Consider the following 20,537-nt stretch of genomic DNA (forward strand, 5'->3'; position numbering starts at 1 on the left):
AATATGCCGGAATTAACACCAGGAAAATTTGAAATTATCGGATATAAAAAAGATGATATTAATAAAATCACACGTCCTGCAATCTCTTATTGGCAGGATGCGTGGAGACGTCTGAAGAAAAACCCCATAGCAATGGTTTCCATAGCAGTTCTTATTGTCATGGTAATTATGGTAATTATCGGACCTATGATAAGGGGATATGATTATGTTACCATGAATGTGGCGCAGAAGAATCTGACTCCATCCTCAAAATACTGGTTTGGAACAGATAATCTGGGAAGAGACCTCTTTTCCCGCATCTGGGCAGGTGCAAGAGCATCTATTATCATAGCCCTTGTGGCAACTGCCCTAAAATTAGTATTTGGTACTCTGTATGGTGCTTTGATGGCACATTTTGGCGGATGGGTAGATGAAGTTCTGATGCGTGTGATTGAAGTGATTAATTCAATTCCTTCTCTGCTTATTACTATTCTAATTATGATGGTTTTAGGGAATAGCTTGTTCTCACTTCTTGTAGCCTTAAGTATAACAGCCTGGTGCAATACAGCCAGACAGGTTAGGGGTATGATAAAGCAGCTGAGGGAATCAGAATATGTCTATGCGGCAGAAGTGCTGGGAGCGAAGCCTATTCGTATTATTTTTAAACACTATATACCGAATATGCTTGGAATTCTGATTCTGGATGCATCCACAGCTATTCCCGGCTTCATTTTTACAGAAGCAGGTTTAAGTTTTCTCGGTATTGGTTTAAAGTCTCCGGCTATCAGCCTGGGAGTTTTGATTTCTATGGGGCAGCATTCTATGGATTTTTATCCCTATCAGCTATTTTTCCCTTGTCTGCTCCTATGCATTATAGTAATGGCATTTAACCTCTTAGGAGATGGACTGCGGGATGCACTGGATCCGAAACTTCGCCAGTGAGTATTTTTAGTATAATATATCTGGCAAGCTATTTTGGAAGTTTAACAGGAAAGGAGATACGGACAGTAAAATGATGAACGAGAAGAAGCATATTCTGGAAGTAAAGAATCTGAAGGTTTCTTACCATACCTATGCCGGGGAAGTAAAATCCGTGAGGGGGGTATCTTTTTATCTGGATAAAGGTGAAGCTCTTGCCATTGTGGGGGAATCCGGCTGCGGAAAATCTGTGACGGCGAAAGCCATTATGGGATTAATAAAAGGCCCTCAGGGTGAAATCAAAGATGGCAGTGAAATACTGTATAATGGAAGCAATATATTAAAATATAATAAAAGCAAATGGAAAGAATATAAGGGCGGAGAATGTGCCATTATTTTTCAGGATGCCCTTGCCGCATTAAATCCGACTATGATAGTTGGTAAGCAGATTGCGGAAAACCTTATGGTCCACAAACAGATGAGTAAGCAGGAGGCTGCAAAAGAAGCCGTGGAAATGCTTCGCCTGGTAGGAATTCCTGAACCGGAGAAGAGGGTAGAACAGTACCCCCATGAATTCTCAGGCGGTATGCGCCAGAGGGTTATGATTGCAATTGCATTCGCCTGTGATCCGAATCTGCTTATCTGCGACGAGCCTACCACAGCCCTTGATGTAACCATCCAGGGTCAAATTCTGGATATTATCAAGGACTTACAGAAAAAGCGCGAAGTTTCCGTTATCATGATTACTCATGATCTTGGTGTTGTTGCTAATATTGCCCAGAGAATTGCAGTAATGTACTCCGGTATGATTGTGGAAAGCGGAAGTGCAAAGGATATATTCTATACTCCAAAACACCCTTATACCTGGGCTTTGATTCAGTCCGTTCCAAGACTTGATTTGGAAAATAAACAGACACTCATGTCCATACCCGGAACTCCGCCGGATCTTTTAGACCCACCGGTGGGATGCCCTTTCTCTACAAGATGCAGTTATTGTATGCAGATTTGCAGAGAAGCTATGCCGGAAGCCACAGAGTTTGAAGACGGTCACCAGGCAGCCTGCTGGCTGCATCATCCCATGGCACCCAAAGTAGATATGCCTGATTTTAGAGGAGGAAAATAACATGGAAGAAAAGGAAATCGTCCTTTCTGTACAACATTTGAAGAAGTATTTTTCTGTGGGAAAGGGAGAAGTGTTAAAAGCCGTTGATGATGTCTCCTTTGATATATATAAAGGTGAAACCCTGGGAATGGTAGGTGAATCCGGATGCGGTAAAACCACCTGCGGACGCACCTGTATCGGATTGTATGATAAAACAGACGGGCAAGTGCTCTATAAGGGTAAGGATGTCCATGGATTAACGGGTAAGGAGCGTTTTGAATTTAAGAGACAGGTGCAGATGGTATTTCAAGACCCGTATGGTTCACTGGACCCTCGAATGACAGTCTCGGATATCATCGGCGAAGGAATTGACATACATCATCTTGCTGCAAATAAAAAGGAACGGCAGAATATGATTTATGATTACCTGGAAATGGTAGGCTTGAACCGTGAACATGCCAACCGCTTCGTCCATGAGTTTTCAGGCGGACAAAGGCAAAGAATCGGAATTGCCAGGGCATTGGTAGTACAGCCGGAATTTATGGTCCTTGATGAGCCGATTTCTGCTCTGGATGTTTCTATTCAGGCGCAGATTGTAAATCTCCTGGTGGAGCTTCAGAAGAAAATGGGTTTTACTTACCTCTTTGTAGCTCATGATTTATCGATGGTAAAGCATATATCCGACCGTGTAGCTGTGTTGTATCTTGGTACTTTAGTAGAACTTACGAGTTCTAAACAGCTGTATTCAGACCCAAGGCATCCTTATACCCAGGCATTGCTGTCGGCTATTCCTATTGCAGACCCTGAAATAGAACAAGAGAGGGATAAGAGCAAGATCAAATTGGAAGGTGAAGTTCCAAGTCCTATTAATACAAAACCAGGCTGCAAATTCCGGAGCAGATGCAAATATGCAATGCCCATTTGTGAAAAAGAAATGCCGGCGCTAAAGGATGTTGGAGATCACCATTATGTTGCTTGCCACTATTGTGAGATGACAGAGGATTAGTAGAAAATTAAAAAATAATTTTCTACACATGTTTGTGCCTGCGAAATCCTCGGCGCAAACATGAGGCGTGTTGGAAGGAGATAATTGTTAAAGTGGTAATTAAAACAATTTATACTTTTAAGTTGAGTACGTGCTATAGCACGTCATGCAGAGGGTTAATATGAAAAAAATAAAAGCAATTTTAATTGATTTTATAAAAGCAGCAATTCTTGGTTTAGCCATCTCGGCGACGGCAGGCGGGGTGCTTTTTTTAGCTGGTTTTCTTTCAGGAGGATTTAGGGAAGAGAGGGGATTGGAAGCAGGGAAAGACGGGCTGCTTCTTATCTCATCTCTGGGCATGTTCCTTTTGGCGGGAATGCTGTTAGCAAAAGGAAAAAAACCAGAGCAATTTTCGGAAATGGACAGCTGGAGGAAGCATTTTCGTATCATTGGTTATAAGACCGCCTTAGGTATTATATGTGCGGCTTTTTTAGCGATAGCTTCTGTGATGGATATATTGCTATAAAATGGATGCACCCATACATCAGATGAAATAAGTAAATGAATTTTATGCTCCGTTAGTAGCCAGTTGAATAAAAAGTTTCATAAGAGGACTAACCCATTTATTCTTGTGATGAGCGCAAACCGCTGTTAATTTACGGGAATCAATGGCGGTTTTGATTTTGCATAATTCGCCATTTTTTAACTCCTCTTCAACGGTAAAAGAAGGTAAATAAGAGATACCAACATCATTTTTAACAAGATTTTTGATAGTTGGAATACTCCATAATTCAATGGTATGATCCAGCGTAATACTTCGGGATTTCAGATATTCCTCAAAGATTTGCCGAAAAATACAGTCAGGTTCGTCTATAATAAAGGGCAGATTAAAATTCTGGTTTGGGGTAATGAAATCAGGGAATCTCTCTTTGATCCTGGGAGAAGCGACTAAATCCATTGTGTACTCACCTATAGGGTAGGTCTGAAGAAATTCTTCGGAATCACATACATTTAGATAGAAGACACCCAGGTCTGTTTTTCCTGTTCTTATTTTTTCTAATATTTCATAGCAGTTCGTTGATTTCAGATACAGTTTTGCCTGCGGGGCAAGCTGGTGCAGTTCTTTCAGTACGGGAGCCATTTTATAACAGAGTAATGTTTCCCCCATTTCTATTTGTAATCCCCCCTTTAAGTCATATAGGTTGTCACTAAAGCAGGATAACCTAGTCATAGAGTTTAGAACTTCCTCAACATGGGGAATTAATTCCTGACCGGCTTTTGTCAGGATCATATTTCTTCCTATTTTTTCAAATATCTTTATAGAAAGTTCCCGTTCCAGCTGCTTCATCTGAAAGGTTATGGTTGACTGGGTATAATTTAATTTTTCAGCAGCTTTCGTAAAATTGCCTTCAGAAACGATGGTTTTAAAGGTATGTAGATATTTGAGTTCCATGTTCTCTCCTTTTAATAGTTCAAAATATATGAAGTATATTATTAAAAGATTCAATTTGATTAAATTGATTTCTCTTCGTATTATATAAGAAAAAAAGGGAGATGACAAGAACATGGACTTAATTTTAAGCTATTTACCCTATGCTATTATAACGGCCTATACCCCGGGACCCAATAATATCCTGGTTCTGAATGCAGTTAGCAGAAAGGGAATCCGAAAGGGTAAGATGACACTGCTTGGTGTTGCTGCCGGCTTTTTTCTTGTAATGATTATCAGTGCAGCCGCTTGTCTGGAACTGTCCAGGATAATGCCGAAGTTAGCTGTGATTATGAAATATATCGGAGCTGTATATATCCTATGGCTTGCAATCCATATCCTCTTAAGTAAAGGAATGAATGATTCGGATGGACGAAAAAGTGACTTCTGGGCAAGTTTTGGGCTGCAGTTTATTAATGTGAAGATTATTTTATATGCTATAACCATTTATACCGGGTATATCCTTCCCTATTCGAATTCTAAAGTATTGCTGAGTGCCAGTGTGGTCTGTAATACGTTAATAGGGATCTCAGGCTGTATTACCTGGGCATTTGCTGGACATCTGCTGCAAAATCAATATACCAAACATTATCGGATGCTGAATGTCTTGATGGCAGCCGTTTTGGTCTGGTGTGCTTTCCATCTAATAGTATAATGCAACAATAAATCCATTAAAATGCATCGACATTTTTTAATACTTAATCCTAATATGAAATATTATAAAAAAAATAGTTGCAAAGGAAACTATCCGGTGGTAATATAGTTGCAAAGGAAACTATATGGAATGCCGAAATGCGGCATTACGTTAAAAAGAGTAAATGAACTCATTTTTGAAAGGATACCACCAATCTATGAATACTATAGGTCAAGTCAATGCAGCAATATATCGTAATATGCAGATGCTGATAAGCAGCAGACTCTCAGAGTTAAACATCAAGAACGGACAGTATGATTTCTTCTTTGTAATATCGTTAAATGAAGGGATTTCTCAAAAGCAGCTGAGTGAACATCTGCATATCGGGAAATCCACCACCGCTAAAGCTGTTAAGAACCTGGTCAGTAAAGGATATGTTGTAAAGCATAAGGATAAGAAGGATGTTCGGGTTGACCATCTATATCTGACAGAACTTGGACGAAAAGAAGCACCAACTGTTGCGAAAATATTTCAGGAGAATCTGGACGTAGCTTCAAAGGGTTTATCCGATGAAGAATCAGAGCAGCTTTTGTTTCTTATGAACAAAGTGCTTAATAACCTGATTATTGAAAATGCAACGCTATCAGGGAGGGATATTGAAATTGAATAAGACAAAATTTTGGACAAGAAACTTTGTATTAATTACACTTGTGAATTTTTTTATGTTCTTTGCCTTCCAACTGTTTCCCTCAGCCCTGCCGCCTTATCTAAAATCTCTTGGAGCACCTGATAGCATATTAGGGCTGCTGCAGGGGGTAATAACAATTGCAACTTTACTTGTCCGTCCTTTTGCGGGACTAGCTCTTGACCGATATGGGCGGAAAGGATTATTTATTGCAGGGCTGATTGGTATGATGCTCTCAACGGCAGCTTACCGATTCTTTCCTGTGGTAGCTATTATCTTTGTGATTCGCTTTACCCACGGAATGGTCTGGGGACTATCAAATACTGCTTGCAGTACAGTAGCTTCTGATAGTATTGAAAAAGAACGTTTTGCAGAAGGTATGGGATATTTCAGCCTAGCCAGCAGTATCGCTATGGCAATAGCGCCGGCTATAGCCCTTTCACTTGGTATGAAAAAAAATGTCTTACTGGCTTTAGCCTTTCTAATAGTAAGTCTTTTGCTGGCGTTTCTAATCAAATACCAAAAAGTACCGCATACACAGGGATTAGTGAAAAAGAAGGTGGCTCCTTATGCAAAAGAATCTATTCTGCCATCCTCTATAATGTTTCTTATAATGATTACTTATGGTTCTATTATGACCTTTTTAGCACTATATGGTGCAGAAAAATCTATCAAAGGTGTTGGTCTGTTCTTCACAGTGTATGCCGTGAGTATGCTGATAACCCGTCCCTATTTAGGAAGGTTAGTTGACCGGAAAGGTTTTGGTGCCGGGATATGGCCGGGAGTTATATTAATTCCCATTGCTTTGCTCATACTTTCAGTTAGCAGCAGTCTCTTGGCTTTTCTGGTATGTGCAGTATTTTATGGAATTGGTATAGGAGCAGCACAGTCCAGCTTACAGACAATGGCTATCGTTAAGGTGCCAAAGGACAGAACCGGGGCTGCCAATGCCACCTTCTTTACCGGGTTCGACGGAGGAATAGGAGTAGGAGCAGTTTTAGCAGGATTTATATCCGCAATAACTGGGCATAGCGGTATGTTCGCATTTATGGCAGTATTTCCGATACTTGCAGGAGTTCTTTATTATGTTTTATTAAAATATAAAAAACTATAGTTTATTAGGAGGAAGAGATATGAATATCAAGGTGTTTTATCATTCGACAACCGGAAATACAGAAAAACTTGCCCGTGTTATCGCAGATGTAATGCAAGTGGAAGCTGAGAAGATAGAAAAGCATAATAGTGATTCTTTCTCAGAACCCGTCGATCTATTATTTATTGGAGATGGAGTCTATTTTGGTAAGCCAAACAAGAAGACCAGCTCATTTATTGCTACATTAGACCCCAAGGTTGTAAAGAATGTGGCTGTCTTTGCCAGCTATGGTGGGCAGAAGACCATTGGAAATGATATAAGTAAGCTTTTACAGGCAAAAGGGATTAGGGTCATAAGTGAGCCTTTTATCTGTAAGGGGCAGTCTTGGCTTGTACTTAACCGAAATCATCCAAATTCCAGTGAATTGAAGAAAGCCCGGGAATATGCCAGCAACATATATTCCAAGGTAAATAGAACAGTGTAGAAATATGACATACAGTTGTCATGAAGTGTTGGTAAAATAAAGAAAAAAGGAGGCAGGATAGATGAATGAATTTGCAAAAGCACTGATTTGCGAATCAAAAAGCAGCAATATACCCGATGAACATAATTTATTTGGTTCATTGATAGGTGAGTGGGATTTTGAATGGATTGATATGCATGGTACAGAGCAGGAGAGGCATATCAAGGGTGAGTGGATTTTTTCCTGGGTCTTAGGTGGAATAGCCATCCAGGATGTATTCATCTGTCCATCCCGAGAAGAACGAATAAATAATCACCAACCCGATGCGGAATATGGCACGACCATAAGAATATATAATCCTAAAACCCATGGATGGGATATATTTTATGGATGTACCGGTCAGATGACTCGGTTGGAAGCAAGAAGAAACGGTGAAACAATCCTACTGACAGAAATCAAAGAAGGAAAAAAGAAGTGGATATTTTCAGAGGTTACGGAGAATTCCTTCCATTGGCAGAGCATGGGAACTCAGGACGGCGCCATATGGATACTTTATGGTGAGCTCTTTGCAACGCGAAAAATATAATATAATAGATTTGACAGCTCTTTGGCCCTTGTCTATAATGAAAGAAATGGAAATGCAAAGTGAGGATGATGAGGTGGATGTTAATATCCTGCTATTTACTGATTTTGAAACCTTAGATGTATTCGGCCCGGTGGAAGTCTTGGGACATTGGAAGGATTATCAACTTCGTTATATTTCCGCCACCGGTGGTTTAATTAAAAGCCGCCAGGGTACAGAGATTCAGACAATGCCTGCAAAAGAGGCCGACTATTCCGGTATATTATTGATTCCCGGCGGTCAGGGGACAAGACTTCTTGTCAATAATCCTGAATTTATTGAACTATTGAATCAGATGGCTTTAAAAGCGGAATATTGTCTTTGTGTGTGTACAGGTTCTGCTCTTTTGGCGAAAACCGGTTTATTGGATGGACATAGAGCTACATCGAATAAGAGAGCTTTTGATTGGGTTAAATCTGTAAATACGAAGGTAGACTGGATTACAAAAGCGAGATGGGTAGTCGATGGCAAGTTCTATACTTCTTCGGGGGTATCGGCTGGAATTGATATGTCTCTTGGTTTTATCTCAGACAGATTCGGGGAAGCGGCAGCTGCCAAGATAGCTGATGCCATTGAATATATTTGGAATTCTGATAAAGAGAATGATATATTTGCTCAGGAATAAGCTGTTTACAAGATAATTGGCTTAATATCTACCGTTAAAATCAGCGGTTTAAATCTTTGGCTTTCATATATACGAATGAAAATTACATAAAAGAGGTCATATGAAAAGGTTGAATCTTCCATTAAAAAACAGCGTTTTATTCCAGCAGGCAGATACTGGTAAAGTAAAATTAAATATTCCCATAACTATCTTAATTTATTTTGCTCTATGGCTGATTGGACTGGCCTTGGGACGTTTGCTGGCAATGCCTGTTATAAATCTAATAAAACATTCAGGTGAACTTACAGAAAGTCTTTCTGTCGCGCTGAGGAAGTTTATCGTTTGCGGGACACAGATAATAATTTTCTTTTCCTGGGTAAAGTTTGCAGAACGCTGCCCGGTAAAATCCATAGGTTTTCAGGGCGGAAAACCGTTGCAATCATACATAATTGGCTGTATCGTAGGGGTATGCACAATCTCTGCAGTTACAGCCGTTTTGGTTTATACAGGTGAGGTTAAACTTCCAAGCGGCCAGATACAAGATAGGTACCTGATTATCAACATAAGCATTTTGGCATTGGGATGGATAGTACAAAGTGCCTCAGAAGAAATTGCAATAAGAGGGTGGTTGATTCCACGTTTAGGAAATCGTACTAACCCTATTATTGCTATTGCAATAACCGCAGTTATATTTGGTATCCTCCATTTGTTTAGTTCCGGAGTAACGGTCTTATCCTTTGTTAATCTAACCTTGTCCGGTATATTCTTCGCCGTTTATGCGATTCTTAACGGGAATATATGGGGAACCTGCGGACTGCATTTTGCCTGGAATTTTGCTCTTGGTAATATTTATGGATTTCCTGTCAGTGGCTTCTTAGCCAACGGCAGTACAGTTTTTAAGGCACAAGAGATTGGACCTGCTTTTCTAACAGGTGGAAGTTTTGGACCAGAGGGTGGATTGGTAACAACCATTATGTTATCAGTGGCGATTATTGCGTTAGTGGTGAAAGAGAAGAGAAAGTCTTATAGCTGATAATCATGGAAAGTAGTTTTTTCTATAATAAGGAGCGGACAGTTATGTATGTATATCTTATGAAGAATTTAAAGCCTCTCAATGAAGAGGTGGTAAAAAGTCACGTAGAACATCTAAGAGAATTAGATAGCACAGGGAAGCTTGTGCTTTGTGGGCCTTTCACAGATTATCCCGGCGGAATGGTAGTTTTCACAGCCAAAGATTTGGACGAGGCCATTACCATAGCGAATTCGGATCCTTTTATTGCCTTCGGATATAAATCCTTTGAAATAAGAACGCTGGAGCAAGCAAATGAAGAGAACAATTTTCTTATTTAAGAATAGAAAATCTTAGTTAGAATGGAGATTTATGAAAGAAAAAAATAGTATCATAAAAATAGGCGGAATTGCATCCATTATTTCCGGTATTCTTACTCTTATTCAGAACCTGTTCCTTCTGCCTGTATTTAGTCCGCCGGCTATGGATACGGATTTAGAAACTTGGCTTTCCAGATGGCATTTTCACATTGCCATGGCAGATGAAGTGCTCTTATTTGCAACCTTAGCATTGATTCCCACTATCGCAGCATTATATCAACTACTGGTAAATACAGAAAAAGCAAAAACATTAATTGGGTGCGGAATTATAGCGCTTATTCTTCCGATTAATGTATTCCTGGATATTATTCTGGGACGATTGGCTTACCCGGTATATAATATGGAAATGTCAGCCGGTATCAATAAACTGATACTTAGTGTCTTCTACGGAGGCATGCATTGTGCAGCTATCCTTTGGTGCATAGCTATCATTATACTTTGTTATCTGATTCGAAAAAGCGCTATTGGTAAAATGATTGCTTATTTCGGCTTTTTGACTGCGGCATTGGTTCTTATAGGTGCTTTTCCCTGGGTGATTGGAAATGTTTTGTACTTTATTACACAACTGTTTTTCTCAACATGGTTTGTTATTCTTGGAATAAGAATATTGTTCGTTCAAAAGCAGACAAACAACTAATTATTTATTTTCTTAAGAAGTGAAAGCGTCTCAAGGAAATTTTTATATTGCTCATCACCAATTGACTGTTGCAGATTGGTTTGAGCATTTTTCCAAAGGGGTAGGGCGTCCTTCAGTTTCTCCTTTCCTTCATCACTTAAGGTAATTCTTTTTCTGCGTGAGTCTTTCTCTTCTGTTTGAACAATTACATACCCATTCTTACGTAGGATTTCAATATTACGTGTGACAGTTGTCTGGTCCATCATGGAATATTCAGCCAGTTCGTTAATTGAAAGGCCTTCTTCTTTGGAAGCAATATCATTTAATAAAGCGAACTGCGTCGATTTTATACCGGAATCATTAAGTGCCTTGTCATAATACTGTGTAACCATTCGGGTTGTCATACGTAGATTTCGGCATGCACAGTTTATTAGTCTCGGTTCTTCCTTTTTATCTGTTTTCATCTTAACTCCTTTCGTGAATATCAAATCTTCGATTTGATATTCCTGAATCTGTAGTTGAAAAAACGTCTTTTGTTTTTTCAAAGAAATAATATATATAACAATAAAGGTTGAAAAACCGCTTGTCAAGTGCTGTAAAAATTCCTGCCTCTCAATTCTTATCGATGGAATAAAGGACGCAGATACTTTCTGCCATTTCTCTTACTTTAGGATAGGGGCTTTCCAAAGCGTCCAAAACTAACTGACGGTATTGCTCTTGGTAATGGTTCTTTATATAATTAAGTGCATTTACCTTCCATTTCCAGAGTTCATCTGCTGTAAGGTAGAAAAATTTGGGCTGGACCTTATCTCGATAGAAGTCCTCTCCCATATTCAGAAGGGCTTCTGCGGTAAGAGAAGGGGCGAGTTCAGTAAGTCCCGGAAAAGCCTCTTGTGCTGCCCACTTTTTGTGATTCATAGGGCATACATCCTGACAGACATCACACCCATAAATCCATTCTCCAAAATTCTCGGCCATAGGTTCCTGTGGGAGGTTCCTTCCGCCGAAAGTTGTTAAAAAGGAAATGCAGCGAAGGGGATTCATGGTGTAGGCATTACAAAGGGAAGCGGTGGGACAGGCTTTGATACAACGGTCACAGTTTTTCGGGCAGGGAGGCAGAGTGGTATTACTTTTAAGTTCCAGTTCCATGTCAATCAAAAATGCTTCCAGATGAACCCAGGAACCAGATTCCGTATAGAAAAAATTATTCCGTCGGATAATTCCCAGACCAGCCTGTAATGCTGCCCAGCGCATTCCGACAACTCCAAATTTCCGGTTGATTTCAACTTTCAGCCCAAGGCTTTGCAGGTATAATTCCAATTGGCGGCTCTGTTGATATTCCGTGGTATTCTCGTCAATACGTACATCAAAAAGGTATGACTTCCCAATATGTCCGGAAACATTTTCTGGAACATGATACTTCGAATAAGGAACAGTCAGTATAATTACAGATTTCGCCCAAGGGAATTCCTCCTGAACATGAGCCAGGCGCTGTTGGCCTTTATAAAATACTCCGGAGTCCGGAACATTTTTAACCCGTTCCTCCAGTTTCTCCTGATATCCGTCCAGCATAGGAATTGGAATGATGCCGCATTTTTCATAGCCTAATTCTAAAGCCTTTTGTTTTATTGATAATGCGATTGATTCGATCATACAGATACTTATCCTTTCGAAATCATATTATATTCTATTATTATATGTATATACATATAATATCAAGCACTATTATATTTGTCAACAATATTCATTCGTTTATTATGTTGTAACCCAATTCCTGGACAAGAGTTTCAGGCAGTGTTATAGTATTGTTAATTTGTGAGTTGTGGTATTTTGCGGAAATGAGTGTAAGGAGGATTTGATAATGATTTATTTTAAGACTTTAGACAATATCAGTATTGAAGTTGTACATAAAACCTTTCAGGAGGCATTTTCAGATTATCAGGTTAAGATAGAGCTGCCGCTCTGGAAGTTTCAGCAGATGCTTCTAAGAAGAGGGTATCATCCTGCAATATCTATAGGAGCTTTCCAGGATGAGAGGCTGGTCGGGATCGTGCTGAATGGATTACGACAATGGAAGGGAAAGGTTACCGCATATGATCTTGGAACCGGTGTTATTGCGGAATTCAGAAGACAGGGTATAACCAGTGAGATGCTTTTGCAAGTCAAAAGCTTACTTAAGACAAAGCAGGTGGAGCAATATTTACTTGAAGTGCTGAAAACCAACCAATCTGCCATAGAGCTTTATAATAAGCAGGGATTTGAGTTACAAAGAGAATTTTCCTGCTATCAATTAGAGAAAGAAAAATTTATCCCCAAAACAAGTGTTAAGGTGAAGCACCTTGAGAGGCTTGAGCTTAAGGAACTAAGAGAATTCTGGAACTTTGAACCTTCCTGGCAGAATTCTGAGTCATCAATTGAAGCTGTACCGGAAGCTTTCGAATATGTCATTGCGGAATACAGCAGTACTGTGATAGCTTATGGTATGATTGATAAAAAGACCGGTGATATACCTCAGATTGCGGTTCATAAGGATATCAGGCGCAAAGGGATCGGGAGCAGTATATTGTCCGAATTAGTTAGAAGTACTGATGCACAGAGAGTTAGTGTACTCAATGTAGAGGCCTCTGATAAAAGCATGAATGATTTTCTGGTTCAATCAGGTTTTAATTATCAGGTTGGCCAATACGAAATGCTTTTAAAAGTACAATTCTGAGACTGTTGTAAAAGGAATTTCGGAATGGTGTCTTGCTTCCACAGGGGTCAACCCGTCTTTAACCCGTAACTTCCCTTTACACAGTCCCTGAAACCAGCTTAATGGTTTATCTTGAAGCTGGCCTTTCTATTGCTTTATCGGTTTGCGCTGCATTTTTGCTGGCTTCTTCTTTGTTTCTTCGCATTTCCTCTATGGACTTCTCAGGTACTTTGATACCTTTATAGTCTTTGGAAGGTATCAAGTTTTCAGAAGACAGTCTTACCTTTGCCAGCTTAATTTCCTCCTGATACTGAGGTAACCAAGCTTCGCCTGCGACCAGCATTTCATCCACCATCTGATAGATTTCTGCAGGTGTGCAGACTGCACCTGTTAATGGGTCCATTAACATTGCCTGGCGGAGCAGGGCAATATCACCAGTTACAGCAGCTTCTACAGCCAGGCGCTGTACCCAGATACTTTGAGAACAAATAGCAGCACAACCAAGGGGCAGATCACCTACCTTTGGGATATTAATACCATTAGCATCTATGTATCCAGGAACCTCAACTACACTCTCCGCAGGAAGATTCGTAATACAACCGTCATTCATCACATTAAAATGTCCGCGGTATACCCGTCCGGTTTCCAGACCTTCAATGATGTAGGAGCCATGTTCCTGGCTTCGATTCTCTGAAGTATATTGCTTTGCTGGTTCTTTCATCCAGTTAGGGAAATCATCCTCGAACCAATTTCTTCCTTCCCTGCAAACTCTGAGATATCCACCGGTTTCACCATTAATCCAAACACCTAAGTCAATCCATTTTTCCACTTCGTCAGGGCGTTTTCTGTACCAGGCAACATATTCGGACAAATGTCCATTCGATTCCGTAGAATAAAATCCAAAATTCTTTAAGACATCAATTCGAACCTTCTCAGTCTTTGATAATTCTTCATTTGCAAGGTAAGCCGGAAGAATTTTAGGCAGCATATCCTCCCCTTTGTGTTTAACAGAGATATACCAAGTCTGGTGATTGATTCCGGCACAGATAATATCAACTTCTTCTTTCTTTAATCCAAGAGCTCGGGCAATCTGGTCATGGCCGCCTTGTACTCCATGACATAGACCGATGGTCTTAACTTTTCCGTATTTATTGGCAGCCCAGGTAAGCATTGCATTAGGATTGGAATAATTGAGCATAATTGCACCAGGGGCAGCAACTTCTCTGATATCCTTGCAGAAATCCAATATTGCAGCCACACCACGCTGGCCATACATTATCCCTCCGGCACATAAGGTATCGCCCACACATTGGTCTATTCCGTATTTTAAAGGAATCTCCACATCAGTTTCAAAAGCTTCCAGCATTCCGATGCGGACACAATTAATAATATAGCGGGCATTTGTAAAGGCCTCCCTACGGTCAGTGGTTGCGTGAATCTGGATGGAGAGACCATTCTCCTGAAGGTCTCTTTGGCAAAGAGATGTAACCATGTCCAAATTGTGTTGATTGATATCAGTAAAAGCTACTTCAAGATCATGGAACTCAGGAACTGCCATCAAATCGGAGAATAAAGTCCTTGTAAAACCTACACTTCCGGCACCGATAAAAGCAATTTTAAATGACATAAATTATAACCTCCTGTTAAGTATGGTAGTAAATTATTTACTTGCAGTAATGCTAACAGTATTATATTCTATAATAAAAGAAGAGAAGGAAAGAATTCTTAACTTTATCATTAAATGTAAGAAATTATGATATATAAGTATGGAAATGAGCTATTTTATTCTTGATTACGCCTGTATGTATTTCGTATGGTTTGTATTTAGAGTTATATAATTGATTCTGGGCTAGAAAGCCTTTCTCCCTTATGTTTACAGGCAATACGCCTAAATCAAAAAGAAAGAATGCGCCTTGGAACCAGCGCATGAGTCTATCTTTCTGGTTTGGACGATTGCGTTCCCATTACTAAAACTAATCCATGAATATTTAAATTAAAATTAACTGGTATAATTATCCGAAAAGGAGATAGGAATATGAAAGATTTCATTAGAGAGCAAAGTGTTCAAGCAGCAGATAATGTAAGCTTATACAGTAGGAACAATCGGGATAACTGGTTTAAGGTTAACAGGTACTACGCTATGAACTTTGATTTCTTTGAGATGGAACCCCACACCCACGGAGAATTTGAGATTATGTATATAGCCAGCGGCTGCTGTAATATATACAGCTGGACTCAAAAGGAAGAAAAAAGATGGGAGATGAAAGAAGGAGAGTATGTAATCATTGACGGTGATACAAAACATCAGCTGGAAGTAGTAAGAGGAGTAAGATGCCGAATATTAAACCTGGAAATCTCGCTGTTACCACAGGTGGAGGATTTGAGTATAAAAAAGCTTAGCGGTCAGTCCAAATCCCTGGAGGATTTTTTGAAAATGCCGGTCCCCATATTCAAGGGTTATGATGCAGAGGGCAATTTGCATTCGATTCTGACAGATATTCATAAGCAGCTGCAAAATTCAACGGATGAAATGGAACATAAGGTAATGCAGAATCTGAACCTGGCCAGACTTCTGATTGAGCTTGGAAGACAAAGAATGAAAAAATATCGGAACGATGGCGGGAGTAAGTATGTGCGCATGGCTCTTGCTTATATGAATAATAATTACGATAAAGATATCAGAATTGAAGATATTGCAGAAGAGATAGGGATATCCTCCGCTTATCTTCAGCGGCTGTTTAAAGAACAAACCGGTAAGACACTGGTGGATAAAGTGAATGAGCTTCGGATTGAAAAGGCGAAACTTCTTCTTGAAACCAGCAGGCTGCCTGTAACGGACATTGCATTTAGTGTTGGCTTTAACAACCGCCAGCATTTTGCCTATACCTTTCGAAAGCTTACCGGATGCTCGCCTTCTGTTTACTGCAAACACAGGGGAGATTATCAAATCTGGATATAATAGACATTACCGGTTTACTGTTCTAGCTTACCTGTCAGTTTCTGATAGCCTATACCCCAATCAAACATTGCCTGAATAATCGGGCGCATGGATTCGCCAAGTTCTGTCAAGGCATAATCCACTCGAGGAGGAACTTCCGCATAGACCGTTCTCTCAACGATACCGTCTTCTTCAAGCTGACGCAATTGAAGAGTTAAAGTACGAAAGGTAATAGTTGGCATTAGTTTTTTTAATTCGCCAAAACGCTTCTTTCCGCCCAGAAGCCGGAAAAGTATAATGCCTTTCCATTTTCCGCTTATAATATTTAAAGTGGTTTCAACAGGGCAGATTCCATTGGTGCAATCCGGTGAAAGTGTATAATGTTCCATAGTTTTTCTCCAATACTATATAAAATGATAGTAATAATACTTTGAGTATATTATATATCATTTTTTTGCGTACTTCAACTATCTGACATTAAGTGATAATATGGCTACATTAAACGAAAGGTGGTAACAAATATGAGTAATATCAATGAAACAATTATAAAGGCATTCCAATTCCGCCATGCCTGCAAGAATTTTGATGGAAACAAAGCTGTATCAAAAGAAGATTTTGATACTATTTTAGAGGCAGCACATCTGTCCCCTTCCTCTTTTGGCTTCGAACCTTGGAAACTGATAGTAGTTCAGGATGAAGAAATAAAAAAGAAACTTTACCCGATTGCCTGGGGAGCTCAGAATAGTTTAAAGGGTGCCAGTCATTTGGTGATATTATTAGCCAGAAAAAAATCTGATACTATTTATAGCTCCGACTATGTAACCCATATAATGCGGGATGTACAGAAGCTGCCGGAGCAGATTGTAGAAGGTAAGAGAGAGGCATTTCGTAATTTCCAGCAAAATGATTTTAACCTGCTGGAAAGTGATAGAGCATTGTTTGACTGGGCTAGTAAGCAGACCTATATTGCCATGGCAAATATGTTAACTACGGCAGCATTTTTAGGGATTGACTCCTGTCCCATTGAAGGTTTTCATCAAAAGGCAGTTGAAGAGCTGCTTGCAAATGAAGGGCTTCTGGATCAGAACCTGTTCGGTGTATCCGTTATGGCAAGCTTTGGCTATCGCGCAGAAGCACCAAGCTTTGAAAAGACAAGACAGCCATTAAGTGATATTGTTATCTGGAAATAAAATAATATGAACTAGTGTTAGCAAGGGTTTAAGCTAGTAAGAACTTAATGTAGCATGAACTTAAGATAGATTCTAAAAGAAAAGAGATTAAATATATATGGACTTGTGTCTATGTTATTGACACAAGTCCATATTTTCCAACTATTATTTTTTTGCTAATCCACATTATTACTTCGTTTCGGGATAAGACTTAATCATATTAGGTTTTAACCTTTCGGGAATTTCGTATGATTTTTTATGAATAAAATTCACAAGTATCTTATTACCGAGTGCATCTACTTTATAAATAATTTCATCATCTCCTATTGGAATATGTGGACCTATAACTGGGGTTGTCTCAAATGTAATGTAAACATTTACTGGTTCGCCCTCTTTTTTAATATCTTTAATTTTAAATTCATAATTAAAATATTCTATCGGATACGAATCTGGAAAATAATTATCATAAAAATTACTGCTATCGGCGATGATATTGTCCATAAATAAGGCAATGATTAATTCATCTTTTATTTCAGACTCGGTAGTTGACCTGACACTAAATGTTGGTATGGTGTGATTTAAATAATAAAAAACCATTTCAAAGAGTAATATACCCGATAAAACTAGTATGACGATAAAATTACATTTTTTACCATGCTTCATAACTTCACCTTGAATCTATTCATTGCAATATATTAAAGCCTAAAATAAATATTCGCGTATACTATTGCATTTTTTATTGCGGCCATGTAGCCAGCTTTATAGAGTTGCATGCCTTTGTTTTTAACTCACACTTGAGCATCTACTATTGTTTCACAACCTAAACAATTTATTTACGACAGATACTTTTTAGATGCACTTATCTAAGAAATATTATGCTATAAGCATGATTTCAACTCATCAAATTAGGGCAGTAAAGAGACATTTCAATTATCTGTATTTAATGTTATAAAATGCTGTAAAAATATGAAAAAAATATATAACTTCCCAGTTGTATTTTCAGAGAATCAGGCGTATATTTAGGTAGTAACTTAATTGTCACAAAATAGCAAATAATGTGACAAAATACGTAGAAGGAAGTGGAAGGTAATATGGAACTTATTTGGTTAGCATGTATTGTATTAGGTGCAATTCTTGTATTTTACCTCTTAATTTTTGTTATTCTCGGGCTTAGGGTTATTTCCTCTGACCAGGTAGCAGTGGTGGAGAAATGGTGGAGTTTTAAAGGGTCCTTAAAGGATTCTATTATTGCATTAAACGGTGAAGCCGGTTATGCACCCATGCTGCTTCGTGGTGGTATACATTTTAAAACAGCTTTAATGTACAAGATTCATAAATATCCTTTGATTACAATTCCGCAAGGTCAGATAGCATACATATTCGCTCGTGACGGTAAGCCACTGGAACCGACACAGACCTTAGGTAAAGTAATCCCTGAAGCTAATAACTTTCAGGATGTAACAGGCTTCTTAAAAAATGGAGGCCAGAGAGGCCCTCAAAGAGGTATCTTAAGAGAAGGTACCTATGCAATTAACCTGGCACAGTTTATTGTTATTACACCTACAGATATAAAAGCAGTCTTTAACAGTTCGAAGAGTGAGCGTATGGAGCTGGTTACCATGCAAAAGACTCTCTTGGACCGCAACGCCTTCAGCCCTGTTATTATTATGGGACAGGGGGCTGAAGCTAGCGATGTTATGGGAATTGTTACTGTTCATGACGGCCCTTCCCTCCAGGAAGGAGAGATTATCGCTCCGTATGTGGGAGAAGCCCATGCAAGCTTCCAGGACCCTGAGAAATTCCTGGCATTAAGCGGCAGAAGAGGTAAGCAAATACAGGTATTGACAGATGGTACCTATTATATCAACCGTTTATTTGCAACAGTAGAATACCGTGCTAAAACTGTAGTACCTATCGGTTTTGTAGGTGTTGTAGTATCTTTCTTTGGTAAAGAAGGAGTAGATACCACCGGTGAGAACTATAAGCATGGCGAACTGGTTGGCGAAGGCTGCAAGGGTGTTCTTGAAAAACCGTTAATGCCCGGTAAATATGCTTTTAATACCGATGCCGGTAAAGTTGTACTTGTACCGACTACGAATATCATCTTAAAATGGAATAAGTCAGAAGTCGGTTCCCATAAATACGATGAAAATCTGACAGAAGTGGATATTATAACGAAAGATGCCTTTGAACCTTCACTGCCGTTATCAGTAGTTATGCATATTGATTATAAGCAGGCTCCATGGGTTATCCAGCGTTTTGGTGACATCAATATGTTGGTTAACCAGTCTCTTGATCCTCTGGTAAGTGCTTACTTTAAAGATGTCGCCCAGACAAAGACCTTAATTGAACTTATTCAGGAGCGTAGTGAAATCCGTGAAAGAGCATTGGGAGAGATGTTAGAAAAATTCCATAAATACAACCTGCAATTGGAGGAAGTTCTGATTGGTACTCCCAAATCCCCTACTTCCGATATACAGATTGAAAATATCCTTACGCAGCTCAGAGAAAGACAGATTGCCGAAGAAAAGAAGGTTACTTACCAGAAGCAGCAGTCAGCAGCAGAAAGTGAGAAATCCCTTCGTGAAGCCCAGGCAGTTGCTGAACAGCAGAGCTTCCTGACAAAGTCTAAGATTCAGATTGATATTGAGCGAAATAACGGTGCTGCTCTTGCCAGCAAGGCAGAACAGGAAGCAAACCAGATTATCGCTCTTGCAAAGGCTAATGCCTCAAGAATTACGCTGGAAGGCGAGGCGGAAGCTTCCAAGGAAAGTAATGTCGGTCTTGCAAAGGCCAGAGCAATTGATGCACAGGTTAAAGCTTATGGCGGAGCAGAATTCCGTGTTATTCAGGAAGTAACCGATAAGCTCTCCGATGCTGTGAAGACTGCCAAAGTAGATATTGTACCTAAGACCGTGGTAAATATGGGAGAAGGTGACGGTAAAGGAAATGGCAGTACCATCATAGATACCCTATTAAGATTCATTACCATGGAGAAATTGGGCGTATCATTAGGTAATACGGCTGAGAAACCCTGGAGCGAAGATCTGGATGTTGCAGCCGCTGCAAAAGAAACCGCTGCCAAAGAAGCTGCAGCAGCAGAAAGTACTGTAATAGAAAATCAGGAATAGGTAAGTTTTATTTCTATTTAATCATATT

General features: G+C 39.4%; 23 protein-coding genes. 17 read left to right on the forward strand and 6 right to left on the reverse strand.

Features of this window, described 5'->3' with window-relative positions; genetic code table 11:
- Positions 1 to 3: 3 nt before the first annotated feature.
- From bsdcttw_RS08790 to bsdcttw_RS08805, 4 genes are all read left to right on the forward strand, one after another.
- Positions 4 to 921 (forward strand): ABC transporter permease, encoded by a 918-nt coding sequence (locus bsdcttw_RS08790; RefSeq protein ID WP_185259007.1) that lies wholly within the window; start codon positions 4 to 6, stop codon positions 919 to 921.
- Positions 922 to 994: 73 nt separating this feature from the next.
- Positions 995 to 2,020 (forward strand): ABC transporter ATP-binding protein, encoded by a 1,026-nt coding sequence (locus tag bsdcttw_RS08795; RefSeq protein WP_185259751.1) that lies wholly within the window; start codon positions 995 to 997, stop codon positions 2,018 to 2,020.
- A 1-nt stretch (position 2,021) separates the two neighbouring features.
- On the forward strand, positions 2,022 to 3,005 hold the full coding sequence (locus bsdcttw_RS08800) for an ABC transporter ATP-binding protein (protein WP_185259008.1): 984 nt from the start codon (positions 2,022 to 2,024) through the stop codon (positions 3,003 to 3,005).
- A 160-nt stretch (positions 3,006 to 3,165) separates the two neighbouring features.
- Positions 3,166 to 3,510, forward strand: a complete 345-nt coding sequence (locus bsdcttw_RS08805) for a hypothetical protein (protein WP_185259009.1) — start codon at positions 3,166 to 3,168, stop codon at positions 3,508 to 3,510.
- A 42-nt stretch (positions 3,511 to 3,552) separates the two neighbouring features.
- On the opposite strand, the gene bsdcttw_RS08810 is transcribed toward bsdcttw_RS08805, so the two are convergent.
- Entirely contained in the window at positions 3,553 to 4,437 is an 885-nt protein-coding gene (locus bsdcttw_RS08810; RefSeq protein ID WP_185259010.1) for a LysR family transcriptional regulator, read from the reverse strand.
- 112 nt (positions 4,438 to 4,549) lie between these two features.
- Between bsdcttw_RS08810 and bsdcttw_RS08815 the strand changes: the two genes are divergently transcribed.
- The 9 genes from bsdcttw_RS08815 to bsdcttw_RS08855 all read left to right on the forward strand — a co-directional run bounded on the left by bsdcttw_RS08815 (position 4,550) and on the right by bsdcttw_RS08855 (position 10,600).
- Positions 4,550 to 5,128, forward strand: coding sequence for a LysE family transporter (locus bsdcttw_RS08815; RefSeq protein ID WP_185259011.1), 579 nt, complete (start codon positions 4,550 to 4,552; stop codon positions 5,126 to 5,128).
- Between the two features lie 196 nt (positions 5,129 to 5,324).
- Positions 5,325 to 5,777 carry a MarR family winged helix-turn-helix transcriptional regulator gene (locus bsdcttw_RS08820; RefSeq protein WP_185259012.1) on the forward strand — a complete coding sequence of 151 codons (453 nt, stop codon included), beginning with the start codon at positions 5,325 to 5,327 and terminating at the stop codon, positions 5,775 to 5,777.
- Positions 5,770 to 6,906 (forward strand): MFS transporter, encoded by a 1,137-nt coding sequence (locus bsdcttw_RS08825; RefSeq protein ID WP_185259013.1) that lies wholly within the window; start codon positions 5,770 to 5,772, stop codon positions 6,904 to 6,906. Before bsdcttw_RS08820 ends, bsdcttw_RS08825 begins: the two co-directional genes overlap by 8 nt.
- A 19-nt stretch (positions 6,907 to 6,925) precedes the next feature.
- Entirely contained in the window at positions 6,926 to 7,369 is a 444-nt protein-coding gene (locus tag bsdcttw_RS08830; protein ID WP_185259014.1) for a flavodoxin family protein, read from the forward strand.
- 61 nt (positions 7,370 to 7,430) lie between these two features.
- Entirely contained in the window at positions 7,431 to 7,934 is a 504-nt protein-coding gene (locus bsdcttw_RS08835; RefSeq protein ID WP_185259015.1) for a hypothetical protein, read from the forward strand.
- Entirely contained in the window at positions 7,915 to 8,595 is a 681-nt protein-coding gene (locus bsdcttw_RS08840) for a DJ-1/PfpI family protein (RefSeq protein ID WP_330602411.1), read from the forward strand. The genes bsdcttw_RS08835 and bsdcttw_RS08840 overlap by 20 nt, the downstream gene beginning before the upstream one ends.
- Before the next feature lie 100 nt (positions 8,596 to 8,695).
- Positions 8,696 to 9,607: a CPBP family intramembrane glutamic endopeptidase gene (locus bsdcttw_RS08845; RefSeq protein WP_185259016.1), complete on the forward strand. Its 912-nt coding sequence runs from the start codon at positions 8,696 to 8,698 to the stop codon at positions 9,605 to 9,607.
- 44 nt (positions 9,608 to 9,651) lie between these two features.
- The gene (locus bsdcttw_RS08850) at positions 9,652 to 9,924 is read left to right on the forward strand and encodes a YciI family protein (RefSeq protein ID WP_185259017.1); all 273 of its coding nucleotides are present in this window, start codon (positions 9,652 to 9,654) and stop codon (positions 9,922 to 9,924) included.
- Positions 9,925 to 9,955: 31 nt separating this feature from the next.
- Positions 9,956 to 10,600 carry a hypothetical protein gene (locus bsdcttw_RS08855; protein WP_185259018.1) on the forward strand — a complete coding sequence of 215 codons (645 nt, stop codon included), beginning with the start codon at positions 9,956 to 9,958 and terminating at the stop codon, positions 10,598 to 10,600.
- Here the strand turns inward: bsdcttw_RS08855 and bsdcttw_RS08860 are convergent.
- Both bsdcttw_RS08860 and bsdcttw_RS08865 read right to left on the reverse strand, forming a co-directional pair.
- On the reverse strand, positions 10,597 to 11,043 hold the full coding sequence (locus bsdcttw_RS08860; protein ID WP_185259019.1) for a MarR family winged helix-turn-helix transcriptional regulator: 447 nt from the start codon (positions 11,041 to 11,043) through the stop codon (positions 10,597 to 10,599). The two genes, bsdcttw_RS08855 and bsdcttw_RS08860, sit on opposite strands and share 4 nt — an antisense overlap.
- Positions 11,044 to 11,191: 148 nt before the next feature.
- Positions 11,192 to 12,232, reverse strand: a complete 1,041-nt coding sequence (locus bsdcttw_RS08865; protein WP_197979835.1) for an epoxyqueuosine reductase — start codon at positions 12,230 to 12,232, stop codon at positions 11,192 to 11,194.
- Between the two features lie 208 nt (positions 12,233 to 12,440).
- On the opposite strand from bsdcttw_RS08865, the gene bsdcttw_RS08870 reads away from it, so the two are divergent.
- A complete protein-coding gene (locus tag bsdcttw_RS08870; protein WP_185259020.1) occupies positions 12,441 to 13,292 on the forward strand; it encodes a GNAT family N-acetyltransferase in 852 nt (283 codons plus the stop codon).
- A 106-nt stretch (positions 13,293 to 13,398) separates the two neighbouring features.
- Here bsdcttw_RS08870 and melA read toward each other — a convergent pair whose 3' ends face one another.
- Positions 13,399 to 14,898: an alpha-glucosidase/alpha-galactosidase gene (gene melA / locus bsdcttw_RS08875; protein WP_185259021.1), complete on the reverse strand. Its 1,500-nt coding sequence runs from the start codon at positions 14,896 to 14,898 to the stop codon at positions 13,399 to 13,401.
- Positions 14,899 to 15,306: 408 nt separating this feature from the next.
- On the opposite strand from melA, the gene bsdcttw_RS08880 reads away from it, so the two are divergent.
- On the forward strand, positions 15,307 to 16,230 hold the full coding sequence (locus bsdcttw_RS08880; RefSeq protein WP_185259022.1) for an AraC family transcriptional regulator: 924 nt from the start codon (positions 15,307 to 15,309) through the stop codon (positions 16,228 to 16,230).
- Between the two features lie 14 nt (positions 16,231 to 16,244).
- On the opposite strand, the gene bsdcttw_RS08885 is transcribed toward bsdcttw_RS08880, so the two are convergent.
- Complete coding sequence (locus bsdcttw_RS08885; protein ID WP_185259023.1) at positions 16,245 to 16,598, reverse strand: winged helix-turn-helix transcriptional regulator; 354 nt, start codon at positions 16,596 to 16,598, stop codon at positions 16,245 to 16,247.
- 132 nt (positions 16,599 to 16,730) lie between these two features.
- On the opposite strand from bsdcttw_RS08885, the gene bsdcttw_RS08890 reads away from it, so the two are divergent.
- Positions 16,731 to 17,399, forward strand: a complete 669-nt coding sequence (locus bsdcttw_RS08890; protein ID WP_185259024.1) for an NAD(P)H-dependent oxidoreductase — start codon at positions 16,731 to 16,733, stop codon at positions 17,397 to 17,399.
- Between the two features lie 168 nt (positions 17,400 to 17,567).
- On the opposite strand, the gene bsdcttw_RS08895 is transcribed toward bsdcttw_RS08890, so the two are convergent.
- Positions 17,568 to 18,041, reverse strand: coding sequence for a DUF3888 domain-containing protein (locus bsdcttw_RS08895; protein ID WP_185259025.1), 474 nt, complete (start codon positions 18,039 to 18,041; stop codon positions 17,568 to 17,570).
- 428 nt (positions 18,042 to 18,469) lie between these two features.
- Between bsdcttw_RS08895 and bsdcttw_RS08900 the strand changes: the two genes are divergently transcribed.
- Positions 18,470 to 20,509: an SPFH domain-containing protein gene (locus bsdcttw_RS08900; protein WP_185259026.1), complete on the forward strand. Its 2,040-nt coding sequence runs from the start codon at positions 18,470 to 18,472 to the stop codon at positions 20,507 to 20,509.
- The last annotated feature ends 28 nt before the right edge of the window (positions 20,510 to 20,537 follow it).

This window comes from Anaerocolumna chitinilytica (genome assembly GCF_014218355.1).
In the GTDB taxonomy this organism is placed as follows: Bacteria; Bacillota; Clostridia; order Lachnospirales; family Lachnospiraceae; genus Anaerocolumna; species Anaerocolumna chitinilytica.

Excerpts from the sequence above, each read along its gene's own strand:
- bsdcttw_RS08890 (WP_185259024.1), top strand. The coding sequence starts at position 16,731 with ATGAGTAATATCAATGAAACAATTATAAAGGCATTCCAATTCCGCCAT.
- bsdcttw_RS08790 (WP_185259007.1), top strand. The coding sequence starts at position 4 with ATGCCGGAATTAACACCAGGAAAATTTGAAATTATCGGATATAAAAAA.
- bsdcttw_RS08855 (WP_185259018.1), top strand. The coding sequence starts at position 9,956 with ATGAAAGAAAAAAATAGTATCATAAAAATAGGCGGAATTGCATCCATT.
- bsdcttw_RS08865 (WP_197979835.1), bottom strand. The coding sequence starts at position 12,232 with ATGATCGAATCAATCGCATTATCAATAAAACAAAAGGCTTTAGAATTA.
- bsdcttw_RS08900 (WP_185259026.1), top strand. The coding sequence starts at position 18,470 with ATGGAACTTATTTGGTTAGCATGTATTGTATTAGGTGCAATTCTTGTA.
- bsdcttw_RS08850 (WP_185259017.1), top strand. The coding sequence starts at position 9,652 with ATGTATGTATATCTTATGAAGAATTTAAAGCCTCTCAATGAAGAGGTG.
- melA (WP_185259021.1), bottom strand. The coding sequence starts at position 14,898 with ATGTCATTTAAAATTGCTTTTATCGGTGCCGGAAGTGTAGGTTTTACA.
- bsdcttw_RS08860 (WP_185259019.1), bottom strand. The coding sequence starts at position 11,043 with ATGAAAACAGATAAAAAGGAAGAACCGAGACTAATAAACTGTGCATGC.
- bsdcttw_RS08830 (WP_185259014.1), top strand. The coding sequence starts at position 6,926 with ATGAATATCAAGGTGTTTTATCATTCGACAACCGGAAATACAGAAAAA.
- bsdcttw_RS08880 (WP_185259022.1), top strand. The coding sequence starts at position 15,307 with ATGAAAGATTTCATTAGAGAGCAAAGTGTTCAAGCAGCAGATAATGTA.
- bsdcttw_RS08835 (WP_185259015.1), top strand. The coding sequence starts at position 7,431 with ATGAATGAATTTGCAAAAGCACTGATTTGCGAATCAAAAAGCAGCAAT.
- bsdcttw_RS08870 (WP_185259020.1), top strand. The coding sequence starts at position 12,441 with ATGATTTATTTTAAGACTTTAGACAATATCAGTATTGAAGTTGTACAT.
- bsdcttw_RS08815 (WP_185259011.1), top strand. The coding sequence starts at position 4,550 with ATGGACTTAATTTTAAGCTATTTACCCTATGCTATTATAACGGCCTAT.
- bsdcttw_RS08885 (WP_185259023.1), bottom strand. The coding sequence starts at position 16,598 with ATGGAACATTATACACTTTCACCGGATTGCACCAATGGAATCTGCCCT.
- bsdcttw_RS08845 (WP_185259016.1), top strand. The coding sequence starts at position 8,696 with ATGAAAAGGTTGAATCTTCCATTAAAAAACAGCGTTTTATTCCAGCAG.
- bsdcttw_RS08795 (WP_185259751.1), top strand. The coding sequence starts at position 995 with ATGAACGAGAAGAAGCATATTCTGGAAGTAAAGAATCTGAAGGTTTCT.
- bsdcttw_RS08805 (WP_185259009.1), top strand. The coding sequence starts at position 3,166 with ATGAAAAAAATAAAAGCAATTTTAATTGATTTTATAAAAGCAGCAATT.
- bsdcttw_RS08800 (WP_185259008.1), top strand. The coding sequence starts at position 2,022 with ATGGAAGAAAAGGAAATCGTCCTTTCTGTACAACATTTGAAGAAGTAT.
- bsdcttw_RS08820 (WP_185259012.1), top strand. The coding sequence starts at position 5,325 with ATGAATACTATAGGTCAAGTCAATGCAGCAATATATCGTAATATGCAG.
- bsdcttw_RS08810 (WP_185259010.1), bottom strand. The coding sequence starts at position 4,437 with ATGGAACTCAAATATCTACATACCTTTAAAACCATCGTTTCTGAAGGC.
- bsdcttw_RS08895 (WP_185259025.1), bottom strand. The coding sequence starts at position 18,041 with ATGAAGCATGGTAAAAAATGTAATTTTATCGTCATACTAGTTTTATCG.